Genomic DNA, 16,489 nt, shown 5'->3' with positions numbered 1-16,489 from the left:
GCACAGACTTTAGCGCCATAACGCTGCCCGCGCATCCCTTCCTTCTGATCTACAATGTCAAAGAACTCAAAGGCCGAGGCCTTAAACCGTCCGGTTCGTGTCGCTCACTCATGAGCGCCGCACCCCGTCGGTGGAGGCGGGTTATAGGCCCCACTCCCAAAAGTGTCAAACCCTTTTTTGGAAAAAAACGCCGGAAAAATACAAATTTGTGAAAACAGGCCAAACAGTACAGAACCAGCGGAATTCACCCCTCATCCCGCGGTTGAGAAACAGAGTTCAAACATGGATTGTACCGTTTTGGGTCTGACGACACGAGAAGCACTCTGGACACCCGAAAATAAGTCTGCTGCCCCGACCGCGCGACGAACGTAACAGGCGACCTATATATATGTGTTATTTCAGGCCCGGAATCCGTCCCGTTGGTGAAGAGGATTACAACCTGTTTTTGTCTGCCTTGTTGTTGCCATTCTGAACTGGCACATCATCGCCGCCCACCATATCCAAGGCAGCAGAAAGCCTTCAACGGTTCGTAAAGGAAATCGCGCCATTATGGTTACGAAGGGTTCCACTCTCACCCGTGGCAATTCGCATTTCACATCGCCTGAGCTTTTATGTATAAAGTCTGAGGCGATGTTGCCGGAAAGAGCAACGGCCCGGGTGAACTGAATATTGGCTTTTTAGGGGAGTTCTACGGCGATGGCCGGAAGAGACTTGGTTTCTATTGCAAGCGTGATGGTTATTCTGGGGGGAACAACCGGATATCTGCTATCCGATCATTATTCCAACGCCTCGGATACGGCCCTGTCCGCCAGTGCTGCCGAGAGCCATACGATGGACGGTGATAGCAACGTCACCGAGACTGCCAGCATCCCGGATCCCGAAACACGCCGCAAAACGGTTGTCCTTGAGAAAGGCTCCAACCTGATGGCAACCCTGACGGCGACCGGTCTTGAGCGCACATCTGCATATAATGCGATCGAAGCACTGCGCGATGTCTTCAATCCGCGCAAGCTGCGCGCCGGACAGGAATTCGATCTTGTTTACGCAGCCGACCCGCAGGACGATTTTGAACTTCTTGATCTGATGAGCTTCCAGCCGGACCCGGAAACAATTGTATCGGTGTCGCGCACCGATGAAGGATATCAGGCGTCCTCAGACAAAATTGAACTGACAGCTGCACGTAATGTTGCGTCGGGCACGATTGAACAGAGCCTGTTTCTGGCCGCCGAGCGCAACGGCGTGCCGATCCCGGTTCTGATGGATCTGATTGAGCTTTATTCCTATGAAGTCGACTTCCAGCGTGACATTCAGCCAGGCGACAGCTTTGAGGTCATGTATCAGGAGCTGACCAATGATGCTGGCGAACGGGTACGCTTTGGCGATGTTCTTTATGCCAGCATGACGCTGAGTGGTCATGAGGTTCGGCTTTATTCCTATACCGACAGCAATGGCGAGACCGACTTCTATAATCAGAAGGGTGAGTCTTATCGCCGTGCGTTGATGCGGACCCCGATCAATGGTGCCCGCCTGTCATCGGGTTACGGCAAACGTAAGCACCCGATCCTTGGATACACCAAGATGCACAAGGGCATCGACTTTGCCGCCCCGACCGGAACGCCGATCTTTGCTGCCGGTAATGGGACCATCGCAAAGATTGGCCGAAATGGTGGCTATGGTAACTACATCCTGATCCGCCATAACGATTCCTATGATACGGCCTATGCCCACATGAAGGGCTTTGCCAAAGGCCTGCGTCAGGGATCACGCGTTAAGCAGGGCGACGTTATCGGCTATGTCGGTACCACTGGCCGCTCAACCGGCCCGCACCTGCATTACGAGATTCTTAAAAATCATGTTCAGGTCAACCCGATCCGCGTGAAGATGCCAAGCGGCAAGACCCTTAAGGGTGATGAGCTGGATCGCTTCCTTGCAGACTCTGACGTACTCCGCCAACAATATGCGGAACTTTCGATTGGTAATCGGAAGATCGCCAGCGCCGAGTAAGATTAAAAATCAAACAGCACTTTCAAAACCCGCCCTTGTGGCGGGTTTTTTGTTTTCTGGCAGAACGGATGACAGAGGCGCCGCGCACCTATGTCACATGCTTATGTTGCTGAGGTAGGTTGCAATGACTGACTGCTATGAGAGTTGGCCGGGAAGCTACTTACAAGATCGCTGTGTCAGAGCATCCGGGGACAGGATAAACTGCTATGGCTCAGGCAGCGTCGCGATCAAACTGCAATTTGGCCAAGCGGCCATAGAGCGGGGAGCTTTCGAGCAACTCTGTATGCGTGCCGATAGCAACCAGCTTACCATCATCAATCACCGCAATGCGATCTGCATGCTGGACCGTGGCCAGACGGTGGGCAATCACGAGCGTGGTGCGCTCGGTCATGATGGTTTCAAGCGCCTTTTGCACAACCTGTTCACTTTCGGCATCCAGGGCACTGGTTGCTTCATCAAGCAAAAGGATCGTCGGATTGCGCAGTATCGCGCGTGCGATCGCAATACGCTGGCGCTGCCCCCCCGACAGGCGAACGCCCTTTTCACCGAGGAAGGTGTCAAAACCATCAGGCAGTCGATCCAGGAACTCACTGGCATGAGCAGCATCGGCAGCGGCCCGCACATCGGCGTCACTGGCCCCCGGTCGACCATACCGGATGTTATCCCAGGCATTGGCCGCAAAGATCACCGGATCCTGCGCCACAAGGCCAATGCGTTCACGCACTGCAATCGGATCGGCCGTTTTGATATCCACCCCGTCAACCCGGATCACGCCGCTTGCCGGATCGTAGAAACGCAACAGCAACTGGAACACAGTGGTCTTGCCCGCCCCTGACGGGCCAACAAGTGCAACAGTTTCACCCGGCTTGACTGACAGACTGAGACCTTCAAGCGCTGAGCTATCCGGGCGCGCCGGATAATGGAAGGTGACGTCTTCGAAACTGATATGCCCCTGATGGGGAACCGGCATTGCAACCGGGTTTTCTGGCGCCTTGATTTCCGGTTCGGTTGAGAGCAAAGCAACAAGGCGCTCGGCCGCACCGGCCGCACGTTGCAGATCACCGATCACTTCACTGATCGCACCAACAGATCCGGCAACGACCACGGCATAAAAGACAAAGGCAGATAGTTCGCCTGCCGAGATTGTGCCATCAAGAACGTCATGACCACCGATCCACAGAATGGTCCCGACCGCCCCAAACACCATGACGATGACAATCGCCGTCAGGAGCGCGCGCGCCGAAATACGCGCAACAGCTGTTTTGAACGCCCCTTCGACATGGCCGCTAAAGCGTTGGCTTTCGATTTCCTCGTGGGTATAGGCCTGAACGGTGCGCAGTGCATTCAGGGTTTCTTCGGAAAAGGCACTGACGTCGGCCACACGGTCCTGGGATTCACGCGACAGGCGCCTCACACGGCGACCATAGCCGATGATCGGGATCACGACCAAGGGTACGACCAGCAAAACCAAAGCCGTCAGTTTGGGGCTGGTAATCGCCAGCATCGTCAGGCCGCCGACAAACATCAGCGCATTGCGCAGCGCAATGGAAACACTTGAGCCAATAACCGATTGCAGCAGCGTCGTATCGGTTGTCAGGCGCGAGAGAACTTCACCGGTTCGGGTAACTTCAAAGAAGGCCGAATCCAGTCGAATGATATGACGATAGACAGCCGAGCGGATATCGGCCACCACACGTTCGCCAATCCAGGAAACCAGAAAGAAGCGCATGTAACTTGCGCCAGCCAACAAGAGTGTCACGGCAAAGAGCACAAACAGGGCGCGATCAAGCAACGCACCGTCGCCTTCGGCAAACCCCTCATCAACCAGCATGCGCAGGCCGTTGCCAAGCGCCAGCACTGTGCCTGATGCTGTTACCAGTGCAACCAGAGCACCAATCAGCTGCAAGCGATACTTTGTGACAAACGGCACAATGGCGCGGAGCGACGAGAGGTTCCGGCTGGTTTCACGATCGATGAGTTTTGCAGAAGAAGTCGGTGTACGCGCCAAGGCACTTTATTCCATATGCAATGCGAACCACACGGCCAATCAAAGATCAGCCAAGATCAAGTTTGTTACCGGTTTTGACCGCAAGATCAGCCGAAAGCTGATCATGAAGCGTGGTCGATCCGCGGGTCGAGGTCCAGGTTTCGTTGTCTTCGTCGAAATCATAGTGGCTGGCACCACTGACGGGTGAAGACAACCAGACCTGACGGTTGGGCCCGTGCTTATTGATGATGAACTGTTCGCCCGAATCGAGTTCGATGGTCAGGATGCCCGACTGCAGATCGACGTCAAGGTCATCGCCCAGTGCATCATCAATAACGTCAGAGAGCGTTTCGATGGTGTCGTCTGCAATCTGATGGAAGCGGGTTTCCTCAAGGGCCACAGTCTGTTCTCCGTCTGTCATCGGGGTCGTACACCCCGGTAAGGCGACAATCAATTGTTGGCGCACCATACTATATAAAGAGGCCTGTGCAAGTATGCATAAGCACGGGTGCGAGAAAAGCTTGAAACACGGGCCAAGCACTGCTAAACGACCGCCAGATCGCTACTGCACTCCCCTCATTTGGCGTTAATCGGATAATTCCCGGTTACAGGGGTTGCGCGAGCCGATTTTTTACACTATACACCGCGCTTCAAATTCCGGAGTGATAGGCGATGAAAAAAGATATCCATCCCGATTACCATGAGATCACCGTTCAGATGACTGACGGCAGTACCTTCACCACGCAGTCGACCTGGGGCAATCCGGGCGATGTGTTGAAGCTCGACATCGATCCGAAAAGCCACCCGGCTTGGACTGGTGTTCACCGTCTTCTGGACAGCGGCGGGCAGCTTGCGAAATTCAAAAAGCGCTTCGCTGGTTTCAATATCGGCAACTAAGCAAAGAACACATCTTTGTGTTCTGTGGGATCAGCGCCCGTCGCATCTTCTTGATGCTGCGGGCGTTTTTCTTTGTCTAAACCGACAATCTGCATAGCTGAGCACGCTAAAAACTGTAGTTAAAACAACTCTCGGCTGTTATTGAGCATATCTGATGGTGATTTCGGCATTTTTTTGCCATAATCCCATTCGTTAGGATAAGGCAGCGTTGATTCTGCAGCCCTGTTCTGCTTGCACGCATCACCAGGCTCTTAAATGAATCAAGTGACAGCACGTAACCAGGTTAGCTATGAGGTCTACGTTAAAGACCGTTCAGGCCGGTGGCAGATCCACGGTCATTTTTCTGGTGCGCAAAAAAAGCAGGCCGAAGAAGAAGCCAAACAGATCGAACGTGCGAACCATGTATCGGGTGTGAAGGTCATTCGCGAGGTTTACAACCACGCAACCAATAGCTCTGACGAATATGTTGTCTATGAAACGCGCGGTCAGGGCAGACTGGAAAACACCAACCCACAGGCAAAGCCAAAGCGTTCGTCGGCTTCCAAACCGCAGGGACCAGCTCCGACCCATTCGCCCGCACCATCGCCTTCCAGGACTGAAAAGTCCGATGACAAGGCCGATACCCAGGCATCGGCGGCAACCCAAAAAAACTCACCGGTAAGGTCATCCAGTGCTCTTGCAGAAAGCCAAAGCCTTGTTGGCCTGGGTCTCAAGATGGTGGTTGCCTTCTGTGTTGCGATTGCCGTTGGCCTTGCAACCATGCTGCTTGCCGCCAAAGGGCTCGAATTCTTGCCGGGTATGGGGCTCAGGATCAGTCAGGGCTTTTATGACAAGGCCAACTTCCTGTCCTTTACCGTTGGCTTTTTGGCCAGCGTCGTCCCGATGTTGATGGCGCTGACCAAAAAGTTCAAGGGCCGCGCCCGCAGGCCATCAAGCACCTCTCCGCGCCAGGCGCGTTCCAAAGCGCCACGCCCGGGCAAGAACCGCGGCGCAGAAACAGGCGCGAGTTCTGATGTTCGGCGCAAAACCGCGGCCGAAATGGCGGCTGAAATCGAGCGTGAAGATAACGGCGAGACCATTGACGACGCAGAAGCGGCGGACGATCAACCTGACGAAGACCCGAAGGAAGAATCCCAGGCCCCCATCGACGATACGCCTGAAAAGCCAATGGTCGAAACGCGTGAAATGCGTACGACCCGCGAACAGATGCGCGACTTTATCACAGGATCGATAGAGGCAATTCAGCGCTCGGTCCCGTCACTTGACGCGTATCACAAGTTTGGCGTCAATCTGTACGTTGCCGGTGCATGTGACGCATGCAGTGAAAAGAACGCCCTTGATCAGAAAGACGGGCGCTTGATCCTGCGTGATTGTATTTCGGCGTTGGGTGCAAACAAGAGCATGGCCGATACATTCTGCAAGAATGTCGACGACTACATTCTGGAACCGAAATACAAGGATATGTACGGTGCCGGTCGTGAGTCGATGGATGCCTATATCAAAAACGATAAGAGCATCAACTCATCGGTATCCAAGGCAATTGCAGACTGGAGCGAAAAGAACGCCGCTGGCCCGCAAGGGGCAGGAGGCAAGAAGCTCCACGCCCTGATGTTTACCGATATTGTCAATTCCACCGCCAAGACCCAGGAACTGGGTGATCATGGCGCACAGCAAATGGTGCATATTCACAACCAAATTGTGCGCACAGCCCTGATCAACAACTATGGCAAGGAAGTCAAACATATGGGCGACGGCATCATGGCCGTATTCCCGTCCTCGGCAAGCTCGGTCGAAGCTGCGATTGAAATCCAGAAGAACATGGCATCGCACAATGCCAGTCAGGACCTGAAGTTCCAGATCCGCATCGGCATCAATGCCGGTGAGGCGATTGCCGAGGAAAATGACCTGTTTGGCAGCGTTGTCCAGCTTGCAGCGCGCGTCTGCGCACAGGCCGGTGGAGACGAAACACTGGTTTCGGACAACGTCAAGAACACCTATAGCGGCAGCCGTGCGAGTTTTGTCTCGCAGGGAACCCGGCAAATGAAGGGCTTTTCCGAACCGATTGAAGTTTTTCAGGTTCAGGCCCGGACGTAACCAGCCAGCCCTTTGGTGTGCAGCCTGACTGCACCGTCTAAGACCAAACTTTCAAAATCATCATGTTTCAGTGATACCCGTGGCGGTGATCAACCATTACTGCGCGCGGCAACCTGAAGCTCCATGCGCGCGGCACGCATGTAAAGTGCGTGTGCCCGCCCCATCAGATCAAGTAGCCCAGGTGAAAGAAAGCCGCATTCTTCGCCACGATCTGCTGTACAGATGCGGATATCAACCATCAGATCATCGATATCGACCGCTTCGTCCCAGGCAATCTCGCCGTCTTCCACGGCACGCACGGCAAGAAGCCACGCCATTGCCCGGATCAATCGCGTGGTCATGCGCATTTCTTCTACGCATTGTACAACAGCCTCGCGGTTTCCATGTTTCTTGCTTTGTCCACGATTTGCCGAAAGGTAGTTTCGGGCCTCTACCAGCAGGGTAAAAGCTTCATCGTAGGTTCGCGAAAAATGAACAACCGAAAAATTGCCATGATACGACGCCTCATTGGACGCCGGTGGATGCTCGTACGTCATCTAAAATATATTGGGAAGGCGGTATGCGGCTTCAAGGCAGGAAGATGTCCAAATAGAAAGACCGCCCACTTTCTGGGCGGTCTCACCTCAACCTGCTAAACTTGCCGGACTTTTTTTGGTTTTGTTTTTTATTGTGCGCGAACTTTAGCCAGCGGTTCACAAGCGGTCAAGGCTATTCATGGCACAAATGTGACAATACGTATTAACCCGTACCCTTTTGCAGATTAATACCTGTCTTCAGCCCCGATCCGCAGGAAAGCCGTTGCCTTAAGTGACTGAATAAGAGGCATAAAGAAAAAGAACCGCCCAAAAATGGGCGGTCCAGTTTAACAGGGAGGCATCGAAACATCACGTTCGACAAGGGGGTCATCAGATGACCCTCTATCCCACATATAAGGCGGCAAGTTTAATTTTCAATTAATCTCAGGTTTAAAAACACCATCCTCACGTCTAGTATTTGGCAACCTACCCTGACGCGATTGTGTCAGATATCAGTTTTTAAACAGGGCTTCCGCCCCTGCGACAGCACCTTTGCGGTGCGTTAGCGCCTCATCCACATGTTTAATTTCGCGTTCCAGTGCCGCGCGATAGTCTTTCAGACTGTCGACTGACATGCCGTCTAGTTTGCGCGGCAGACCAAATTCACCACCCTTGAAGATTGCGCCATCTTCTTCGTCCACGGTCATCCTCCATTGTTTCCGCCTTGGTCTCGGTCATTGAATTTCCTAGAGAGCCTAGATAGGTATAGAACGCAGTTTTCGCCAACGAGGTCCCTATGTCCAACCCAGATTTTCCAGATCGCATGAAAGCCATCGAGATTACCAAGGACACTGACAAGCCTGCCCTTGTGGCTGGTGATGTCGCGGTCCCGGAATATGGGCCCGATGATGTGTTGGTAAAGGTTGCTGCAAGCGGTGTGAACCGGCCTGACCTGATGCAGGTCGCTGGCATGTATCCACCACCCCCGGGGGCATCCGAAATTCCGGGGCTTGAACTGTCGGGTGAGGTTGTGGCTGTTGGCGCAAATGTGAGCGCTTGGAAAGTTGGCGATAAAGTCTGTGCGCTTGTCACAGGTGGCGGCTATGCAGAGTATGCTGCTGTTCCGGCCGCACAGTGCCTGCCCGTCCCTAAAGGTCTCTCTATGACGCAGGCTGCCGGGTTGTCTGAAACCTTCTTTACCGTCTGGCACAATGTCTTTGACAAAGCCGGGCTGCAGGCAGGGGAAACGTTTCTGGTACATGGCGGCACGTCAGGTATCGGAACCACCGCCATCCAGCTTGCCAAGGCATTTGGTGCCAAGGTTATCACGACGGCTGGCACGGATGACAAATGTCAGGCCTGCCGCGATCTTGGCGCCGATGTCGCGATAAATTACAAAACAGAAGACTTCGTCGAAAAGGTCAAGGCGGCAACCGATGGCAAAGGCGCGAATGTTATTCTCGACATGGTCGCTGGCGATTATGTCAGCCGAAACTTCAAAGCGGCGGCCTTTGAGGCCCGCATCCTCATCATCGCATTCCTGCGCGGTCCCAAGGCGGAAACAAACTTTACCCCCCTCTTGCTGAAACGTCTGACTTTGATGGGGTCGACGCTGCGCGCACAGCCGGTCGCCAACAAGGGCGCGATTGCCGACGCCCTGCGCGAAAAAGTCTGGCCATTGATCGAAGCGGGTAAAATCGCGCCCGTGATCTACAAGACATTCCCGCTTGCGCAAGCATCGGAGGCACACGCCATATTGAAGGGTGGCGCGCACATCGGAAAAGTGATACTTGAAGTCGACTGATCATATGGACGAAGGTCTGATATCTTTTATCTGACCAACCCATGGCAACATGAGTATGCTTGCAGCACGAAAAGAAATATTCTTTTCAGAACGCCGCAACAGATTGTTGCATTTACCCGCACATTGATCGAAAAGAACGCAATGGCGGGTCCGATGATGCGCAGCAACCCCTGCGGTTGACCTTGCAGCATTGCCGGACCACCAAATGAGATTATATTCTGGGGCATACATTCCCGCGCTTTTTGGGCCTTATACCCATCGCCGGTCTCCAGAGAGAAAGAAGGAAACAGGAGGAAATATGGCACAGCCCCTCATGCCCAAAGCAACCGCTGTATGGCTTATCGACAATACCGGCTTGTCGTTCCGACAGATCGCGTCTTTCACCGAACTGCACGAGCTTGAGATTCAGGCCATCGCAGACGGTGACGTCGGCCAAGGCATTGTTGGCCTTGATCCGGTCGCCAATGGTCAGCTGACCCACGAAGAAATCGAACGCTGCGAAAAAGATCCGCGCGAACTTTTGAAAATGGCGAAATCCGATCTGCCGCGCCCGCGCGCGCAGTCCAAGGGTGCCCGCTACACCCCGGTTTCGAAACGTCAGGACCGCCCGAACGCAATTGCCTGGCTTCTCAAACATCATCCGGAACTTTCCGATGCTCAGGTTTGCAAGCTGATCGGTACTACCAAAGACACCATTGGTAAAATCCGTGACCGTTCGCACTGGAACTCGGCCAACCTTGCGCCGCGCAACCCTGTGACCATGGGCCTTTGCACCGAGCTTGATCTTGAAAAACAGGTCGTGATTGCGCGTTCGAAGAACCCGGAGAAAATTGCCAAGGATGTCGAACCGGATCCGCTGCCAGAAGAGCTGCAGATCAATCCGGAACCTGATTATCCGGGCAAAAAAGGCGAAGACAAGAAAGAAGAGCCAAAAACTTCCGACTACATGGAAGCGGCGGAAAACCTCTTCAAATCCTGATCGAATTCAAAAGGCCGCCAGTTGGGCGGCCTTTTTCATTGGGTACGCAAACAGAAACACGTAAGGTTTGTTTCACAGGATTGCAGCGAAACGGTAACGTAACCGACACGGATGCCCAATACCATTCGCCAGCTTTTCAAATGAACAACTCCGAAGAACGTTTACATGCAAAAACGTCCAACCGAACGCCAGGCTGGTATTGTCGAACTTGTCCGTGCAGATGGTTTTCGCACCATTGAACAACTTGCTGAACGCTTTGTTGTAACCCCGCAGACCATCCGACGCGATGTCAATGCACTGTGCGATGAGGGCCTGCTGCGCCGCCGCCATGGTGGTGTTGAACCGGCCCTTGAACATGAAAACATTGCCTATCGGGCGCGTAAGGTGCTCAACGTCAATGACAAGCGCAAGATTGCTGCACTGGTCGCACGCGAAATTCCCAATGGCGCATCGCTGTTCTTTTCAATTGGCACCACCCCCGAACTGGTTGCCAATGCGTTATTGCAACACCGCGACCTTCGGATATTTACCAACAACCTCAATGTCGCTTATGTCGCGGCCACCAATGACAGTTTTGAAGTTACCCTGATTGGTGGGCGCTTGCGCAATCGAGACCGCGATGTTCTGGGCCCTGAGGTCGAGGCATTCTTTAACAGCTACAAGGTTGATTACGGTATCTTCGGCGTTGGCGGAATTGACCCGGACGGAAGTCTTCTGGATTTCGATGAACAGGAAGTCCGGGCCCGGTCGGCGATCCTCAAGAATGCCCGAAAATCCTATCTGGTCGCCGATCATACCAAGTTTGGCCGTAACGCGGTTGTCCGGGGTGGTTCCATTCTTGATGTCAGTGCATTCTTTACCGACTGCCCGCCACCAGATCATATTCAACAGATTATCGAAAAATCCCGTGTAGCCCTGCATGTGCCGGAACCAGGTTCAGACTTCCCCACATTCGTCATTCCCGATGATCAGGTCTGATCAAAAAAACACCCGCTTTTGAAACCAAAAGCGGGTGCAAGGCTGCTCCATTAACAATGGGAGCGGGAGTTTGCATCTGTGATGGACAGGCTATCTATTTTGCATAGCCAATCTCTTTGAGAACTTCGGCGATTTCGGGAAGGATCGCCGGATCGTCAATCGTTGCCGGGGTGTTATAGTTTTCACCATCGGCGATGGACCGCATGGTCTTACGCAGGATTTTGCCCGATCGGGTTTTGGGCAAGCGGTCAACCACGGTCGCCTTTTTAAAGGCAGCGACGGGACCGATCTGATCGCGGACCATGGCAACGATTTCGGCCAGAATGGCGTCATGTGGGCGAGTAACCCCGGACTTCAGAACGATGAAGCCAAGCGGCAATTGCCCCTTAAGATCATCATGCACGCCAATGACGGCACATTCGGCAACATCGGGATGCCCCGACAGGACTTCTTCCATGCCGCCGGTCGACAGGCGATGGCCGGCCACGTTGATGATGTCGTCGGTACGCGACATGACATAGATATAGCCATCTTCATCAATGAAACCGGCATCACCCGTGGCGTAATAGCCGGGGAATTCTTCAAGATAGGATGACTTGAAACGGTCGTCGTTCTGCCAAAGGGTCGGAAGTGTCCCCGGTGGCAGCGGCAACTTGGCCGCAAGCGCGCCAATCTGACCGCGTTCAAGCGGTTTGCCAGCCTCATCAAGGACCCTGACGTCCCAGCCACAAGCGGCCACAGTCGGCGAACCGTATTTGATTGGCAGCAATTCGATCCCGCGCGGATTGGCACAGATCGACCAGCCGGTCTCGGTCTGCCACCAGTGGTCAATTACCGGCACACCCAGGCTGTTTTCGGCCCACTGCAGGGTATCGGGGTCCGAACGTTCACCGGCCAGATACAATGCCTTGAGACAGCTCAGGTCATAATTGGCCATATGAGCCGCCTTGGGATCATCGCGTTTGATCGCACGAAAGGCCGTCGGTGCAGTGAACAGGACCTTGACCTTGTGTTGGGAAATTACGCGCCAGAAGGCCCCGGCATCCGGGGTTCCGACCGGCTTGCCTTCAAACATGACCGTGGTGCAGCCCGCCAGAAGCGGCGCGTAAACAATATAGGAATGCCCGACAACCCAGCCAACATCCGATGCCGCCCAGTAAACGTCCCCGGCCTCAACATCGTAGATGTTTTTCATCGACCAATGCAGGGCCACCATATGGCCACCATTGTCACGGACAACGCCCTTGGGTTGCCCGGTCGTACCCGAGGTATACAGGATATAAAGCGGGTCAGTTGCATCGACCGGCACGCAATCAGACGGAGCTGCCTTGGCACATTCGACTTCCCAGTCGTAATCACGTCCATCGATCAACAACGCATCACTTTGCGGGCGCTGGTACAGGATGACGCTTTCGGGTTTGTGATCAGCCATTGCGATGGCCTTATCAAGCAGTGGCTTGTATTCAATAACGCGCGATCCTTCGATGCCGCAGCTTGCCGTCAGGATGAGCTTTGGCTTGGCGTCGTTGATACGCGTTGCCAGCTCGTTGGAGGCAAACCCACCAAACACCACAGAGTGGATTGCACCGATCCGCGCACAAGCCAGCATCGCCATCGCCGCTTGCGGGATCATCGGCATATAGATGATCACCCGGTCCCCTTTGGTCACACCGCGCGCATGCAGCGCCCCGGCAAGACGGGCGACATCATCGCGCAGATGGGAATAGGTAATTGACTGAACCGTATTGGTGACGGGGCTGTCATAGATCAGGGCAGGCTGGTCGCCGCGACCGTCTTCGATATGACGATCCAACGCGTTGTAGCAGGTATTGACCTTGCCACCGCTAAACCATCGATAAAACGGGGCGTTGCTGTCATCCAGAACGCGGTCCCATTTCTTGTACCAGGAAATGTTCTCAGCAGCTTCTGCCCAGAAGCCTTCCTTGTCAGCGATCGAACGTTCGTAGATTTCCTGATAGCGACCGGTCATTGGCGAATTATCCTCCGCGGCGTTTGGTCTGGCATCCAAGCAGGAGCCATCCGTAGCGTTGTGTTCTTAAATCGGCATCATAATACCGATTTAATTTACACATACCCCTTAGACATTGGTAGAGCCCTGCAATCCCTTGTTTTCTGCGGATTACAATTACTCAAAACAGATCAACGATTGATCCCCCGGAGCGGAGGATTCGTATCTGTTTGCATCGATAGAATTAATGTGGGAAGTCGCCGATGGTTTTGAAGTGCGGACATAAAGTTGCCGCCTCACGCGTGGGCGACAATATGAGGCGGCAAAAGCAAGAGTTAGGAAATCTGTGAGGTCTTCAAGCCGTTCGCATGGGAGATCGCGCGTTCTTGCTCACGCGTTTGGCCATGCCAGAACGGCTAATGGGTTATTCGGTTTATCTCGTCCTTGATTTCAAGCTTGCGACGTTTAATGTCTGCGACAACGGAATCGTCGGGCGCCGGGCGGCGCGTCTCGAGGTGGAGTTCCTGCTCAAGTGCAGCATGTTTGGCAGTAAGAGCTTCGATATGGCTTTGAACGCTCATTCGCCTACTCCTTATATCTGACATTGCCCACAAGAAGATGGTATTAATTTCGTAACATGATTTCCAGTGTTTCGATCAAGATCGTGAACAAGAACACAGTCTGGCAAGGAACGGCATGACGCAAAAAGATCGACTTATCATTGGCATAACCGGCGCATCCGGAGTGATTTACGGCATACGTTTTTTACAGCTGCTGAAAAATGCGCCAACCGAGACTCATCTGGTTCTTTCAAAAGCAGCCGAGCGCACCATCGCCTATGAAACCGATTTTAAAATCCGCGAAATCAAGGAGATGGCGGATATTGTTCATGATAATGCCGACATCGGTGCCCCGATTGCATCGGGTTCCTTCCGCGCACGCGGCATGGTCATCGCCCCCTGCTCAATGAAGTCTCTGGCCGAGGTCGCAAGCGGAGTCGCAGATAATCTGATTGCCCGTGCAGCAGATGTGATGCTGAAAGAACGTCGCCGGCTGGTCCTGATGGCGCGCGAAACACCGCTGCACGCGGGCCATATCCGCAACATGGCGCAGGCCACTGAAAACGGCGCGATCATTGCCCCACCGGTCCCGGCATTCTATGCCCGTCCACAATCACTTGATGAAATGGTGACGCAAAGCTGTGCCAGGGTTCTGGATCTGTTTGATATCGACCTGCCCGAAACAGCACGCTGGGGCGATCCCGAGGCCGCCAATTCGATTCCGGTTACCGGCAAACCGAAAAAGCGCGACTAGGACTTCCAAACGCTAGGCAATTCCCATCAACCGGGTCAGTTCGCCAAGCGCGTTGTCGCAGGCCTGCTGATCCATTTCAAACCGGTTGGGCGAAAGATAGGCATGGGCAGCGGCAACCGGATCGTCACTTGGCACCGTTTGGACCGCTTCGCACAGGATTTGCTGTTCGATACGTTCGGCTTGAAGTTCCTCTGTTTTGACCTTCTTACGCAGATCCTGAGCACTGGCACGTGGATCATGGCGCAGGTGGCGCCGCGCATGGCGGAGAGGCTTGATGACGTTTTCGCGCCAGTCGTGAACAGCCGCTTCAAGCGCGGAAATGCTCATTGGTGCCAAACCCTTTTGGCCCAGAAAGAACATGAAAAGCAGCATGTTCACATCAAGATCACAGCGTTCCTGAAGGTCGAGGCACAGTTTGGCCACGCCGTCGCGACCATACATCGCGACCGTAAAGGCCCAGACTTCTTCCTGATCCATTCCCAACCTGCTTGTTATGATTTTAAATCAGACGGTTTTTGCCGTTCTGGCGACTTTTGGCGGATGGCCCATATAGGCCCCAAGCCCTTTGGCAGTCGAGACCATCGTGCCTTGGGTATCAACCAGTCGCGGGCCAACAATAACATCTTCCATCGCCACATCGACGACTTTGCGCTGCTGCCAGGCGCAGACCCGATCAAACTTGTTCTCTGCGATCAAATCCACCGCATGCACCCCAAAGGCAGAGGCAATCACGCGGTCACGCGGTGATGGCGTCCCGCCGCGTTGCACATGACCCAAGACAGTCACACGGGTTTCCCAGCCAGTCCGTGCCCCCAGCTCATCGGCAAGCCAATGACCAATCCCGCCATAGCGGACCTTTTGCCCGTCATCCCCCTGCGTGACGGCCGATCCATCATCGCGTTTAACGGCTTCGGCAACGATGACCAAGGCATGATTACGTCCACTTTTGCGAATATTGAGGCAATGCTGGCTTAGCTCATCAAGGTCATAGTCCATTTCAGGGATCAGGATGACATCGGCCCCGCCCGCAACCCCGGCAAACAGGGCAATATGCCCGGCATCGCGCCCCATGACTTCAAGGATCATGATCCGCTCATGTGACGCTGCGGTTGGCTGCAGGCGATCAAGCGCATCGGTTGCGACATTCACTGCCGTGGTAAAACCGATGGAATATTCGGTCTGGGCAAGGTCGTTATCAACCGTCTTGGGAATACCGACCAGATTGATGCCGCCCATCTTGGCCAGACGATGCAGGATCGCCATGCTGCCATCACCGCCGATTCCGATCAGGGCATCAAGTCCCAGCTTGTGATAGCCGTCAATAACTTCACTAGAACGGTCGGCAAAACTGCCATCTGGCATCGGGTAATGGAACGGATCGCCCTTGTTCACCGTGCCAAGGATTGTACCACCAAGGCGCAGCAAGCCGTCACTATTGACCTGATCATTGAGATCAATTGCCTGGGGCGGGTCCTGCATCAGGCCATGCGTGCCCTGTCGAATGCCAACAACATCCCACCCATAGCCCAAAACCGCACGACGAACGACCGCAAGAATAACCGCATTCAATCCGGCGCAATCGCCGCCACTGGTCAAAACTCCGATCCGCATCTGTTTCCTTCCCAATCGTGCCAATATTGTTTTACAGGGTGGTACAAATCATATGGGTTGCCAATATGATATCTGGTATTATCAACATCCCCTCGCATTGGTTATTAAGCTGGATCAAAAATGGACGAAATCAATCAGATCGAGATTGAAAAGAAACTTCTATCGCTCCGCGAGGAACACCGCGATCTGGATGTCGCCATCGAACAAATGGTTCAGGCACCTCATCATGATCAGCTGCGTCTGGGCCGCATGAAAAAGCGCAAATTGGCCCTTAAGGACGAGATTCTCTATATCGAGTCGCAGCTGGTGCCAGACATCATCGCCTGATTTCTGATTC

General features: G+C 53.9%; 16 protein-coding genes. 8 read left to right on the top strand and 8 right to left on the bottom strand.

The genetic code is table 11. The annotated features are described in order from the left end of the window. Positions 1-696: 696 nt before the first annotated feature. A complete protein-coding gene (locus HED22_RS18120; protein WP_254870273.1) occupies positions 697-2,004 on the top strand; it encodes a M23 family metallopeptidase in 1,308 nt (435 codons plus the stop codon). Between the two features lie 211 nt (positions 2,005-2,215). Here the strand turns inward: HED22_RS18120 and HED22_RS18115 are convergent, their stop codons facing one another. Next, complete coding sequence (locus tag HED22_RS18115) at positions 2,216-4,012, bottom strand: ABC transporter transmembrane domain-containing protein (protein ID WP_167724869.1); 1,797 nt, start codon at positions 4,010-4,012, stop codon at positions 2,216-2,218. Between the two features lie 46 nt (positions 4,013-4,058). Beyond that, the gene (cyaY, locus tag HED22_RS18110; RefSeq protein WP_167724868.1) at positions 4,059-4,412 is read right to left on the bottom strand and encodes an iron donor protein CyaY; all 354 of its coding nucleotides are present in this window, start codon (positions 4,410-4,412) and stop codon (positions 4,059-4,061) included. Between the two features lie 251 nt (positions 4,413-4,663). Between cyaY and rpmE the strand changes: the two genes are divergently transcribed. Both rpmE and HED22_RS18100 read left to right on the top strand, forming a co-directional pair. Next, positions 4,664-4,888 (top strand): 50S ribosomal protein L31, encoded by a 225-nt coding sequence (rpmE, locus tag HED22_RS18105; RefSeq protein WP_008891651.1) that lies wholly within the window; start codon positions 4,664-4,666, stop codon positions 4,886-4,888. 255 nt (positions 4,889-5,143) lie between these two features. After that, positions 5,144-6,982, top strand: coding sequence for an adenylate/guanylate cyclase domain-containing protein (locus HED22_RS18100; protein ID WP_167724867.1), 1,839 nt, complete (start codon positions 5,144-5,146; stop codon positions 6,980-6,982). An 89-nt stretch (positions 6,983-7,071) separates the two neighbouring features. Here the strand turns inward: HED22_RS18100 and HED22_RS18095 are convergent, their stop codons facing one another. Then, positions 7,072-7,518, bottom strand: coding sequence for a DUF1465 family protein (locus tag HED22_RS18095; RefSeq protein ID WP_167724866.1), 447 nt, complete (start codon positions 7,516-7,518; stop codon positions 7,072-7,074). 491 nt (positions 7,519-8,009) lie between these two features. Next, a complete protein-coding gene (locus HED22_RS18090) occupies positions 8,010-8,204 on the bottom strand; it encodes a DUF1192 domain-containing protein (protein ID WP_167724865.1) in 195 nt (64 codons plus the stop codon). 89 nt (positions 8,205-8,293) lie between these two features. On the opposite strand from HED22_RS18090, the gene HED22_RS18085 reads away from it, so the two are divergent. From HED22_RS18085 to HED22_RS18075, 3 genes are all read left to right on the top strand, one after another. Further along, entirely contained in the window at positions 8,294-9,301 is a 1,008-nt protein-coding gene (locus tag HED22_RS18085) for an NAD(P)H-quinone oxidoreductase (protein WP_254870271.1), read from the top strand. 298 nt (positions 9,302-9,599) lie between these two features. Then, entirely contained in the window at positions 9,600-10,280 is a 681-nt protein-coding gene (locus HED22_RS18080; protein WP_167724864.1) for a DUF1013 domain-containing protein, read from the top strand. 165 nt (positions 10,281-10,445) lie between these two features. Continuing rightward, complete coding sequence (locus tag HED22_RS18075; protein ID WP_167724863.1) at positions 10,446-11,258, top strand: DeoR/GlpR family DNA-binding transcription regulator; 813 nt, start codon at positions 10,446-10,448, stop codon at positions 11,256-11,258. 94 nt (positions 11,259-11,352) lie between these two features. Here the strand turns inward: HED22_RS18075 and HED22_RS18070 are convergent, their stop codons facing one another. After that, a complete protein-coding gene (locus tag HED22_RS18070) occupies positions 11,353-13,287 on the bottom strand; it encodes a propionyl-CoA synthetase (RefSeq protein ID WP_303047746.1) in 1,935 nt (644 codons plus the stop codon). 356 nt (positions 13,288-13,643) lie between these two features. Then, positions 13,644-13,808 (bottom strand): YdcH family protein, encoded by a 165-nt coding sequence (locus HED22_RS18065; protein WP_081944367.1) that lies wholly within the window; start codon positions 13,806-13,808, stop codon positions 13,644-13,646. Positions 13,809-13,923: 115 nt separating this feature from the next. Between HED22_RS18065 and HED22_RS18060 the strand changes: the two genes are divergently transcribed. Further along, positions 13,924-14,541: a UbiX family flavin prenyltransferase gene (locus HED22_RS18060; protein ID WP_167724860.1), complete on the top strand. Its 618-nt coding sequence runs from the start codon at positions 13,924-13,926 to the stop codon at positions 14,539-14,541. 12 nt (positions 14,542-14,553) lie between these two features. Here HED22_RS18060 and HED22_RS18055 read toward each other — a convergent pair whose 3' ends face one another. Both HED22_RS18055 and HED22_RS18050 read right to left on the bottom strand, forming a co-directional pair. Then, positions 14,554-15,018, bottom strand: a complete 465-nt coding sequence (locus tag HED22_RS18055) for a TIGR02444 family protein (RefSeq protein WP_167724858.1) — start codon at positions 15,016-15,018, stop codon at positions 14,554-14,556. A 27-nt stretch (positions 15,019-15,045) separates the two neighbouring features. After that, positions 15,046-16,152, bottom strand: a complete 1,107-nt coding sequence (locus tag HED22_RS18050) for an ATP-dependent 6-phosphofructokinase (RefSeq protein WP_167724855.1) — start codon at positions 16,150-16,152, stop codon at positions 15,046-15,048. A 120-nt stretch (positions 16,153-16,272) separates the two neighbouring features. On the opposite strand from HED22_RS18050, the gene HED22_RS18045 reads away from it, so the two are divergent. Next, a complete protein-coding gene (locus HED22_RS18045) occupies positions 16,273-16,479 on the top strand; it encodes a YdcH family protein (RefSeq protein ID WP_167724853.1) in 207 nt (68 codons plus the stop codon). The last annotated feature ends 10 nt before the right edge of the window (positions 16,480-16,489 follow it).

The organism is Thalassospira sp. HF15 (assembly GCF_011806525.1).
In the GTDB taxonomy this organism is placed as follows: domain Bacteria; phylum Pseudomonadota; class Alphaproteobacteria; order Rhodospirillales; family Thalassospiraceae; genus Thalassospira.
The sequence above is the reverse complement of the archived record's forward strand: the minus strand, read 5'-3'. Positions and strand labels throughout refer to the sequence as shown.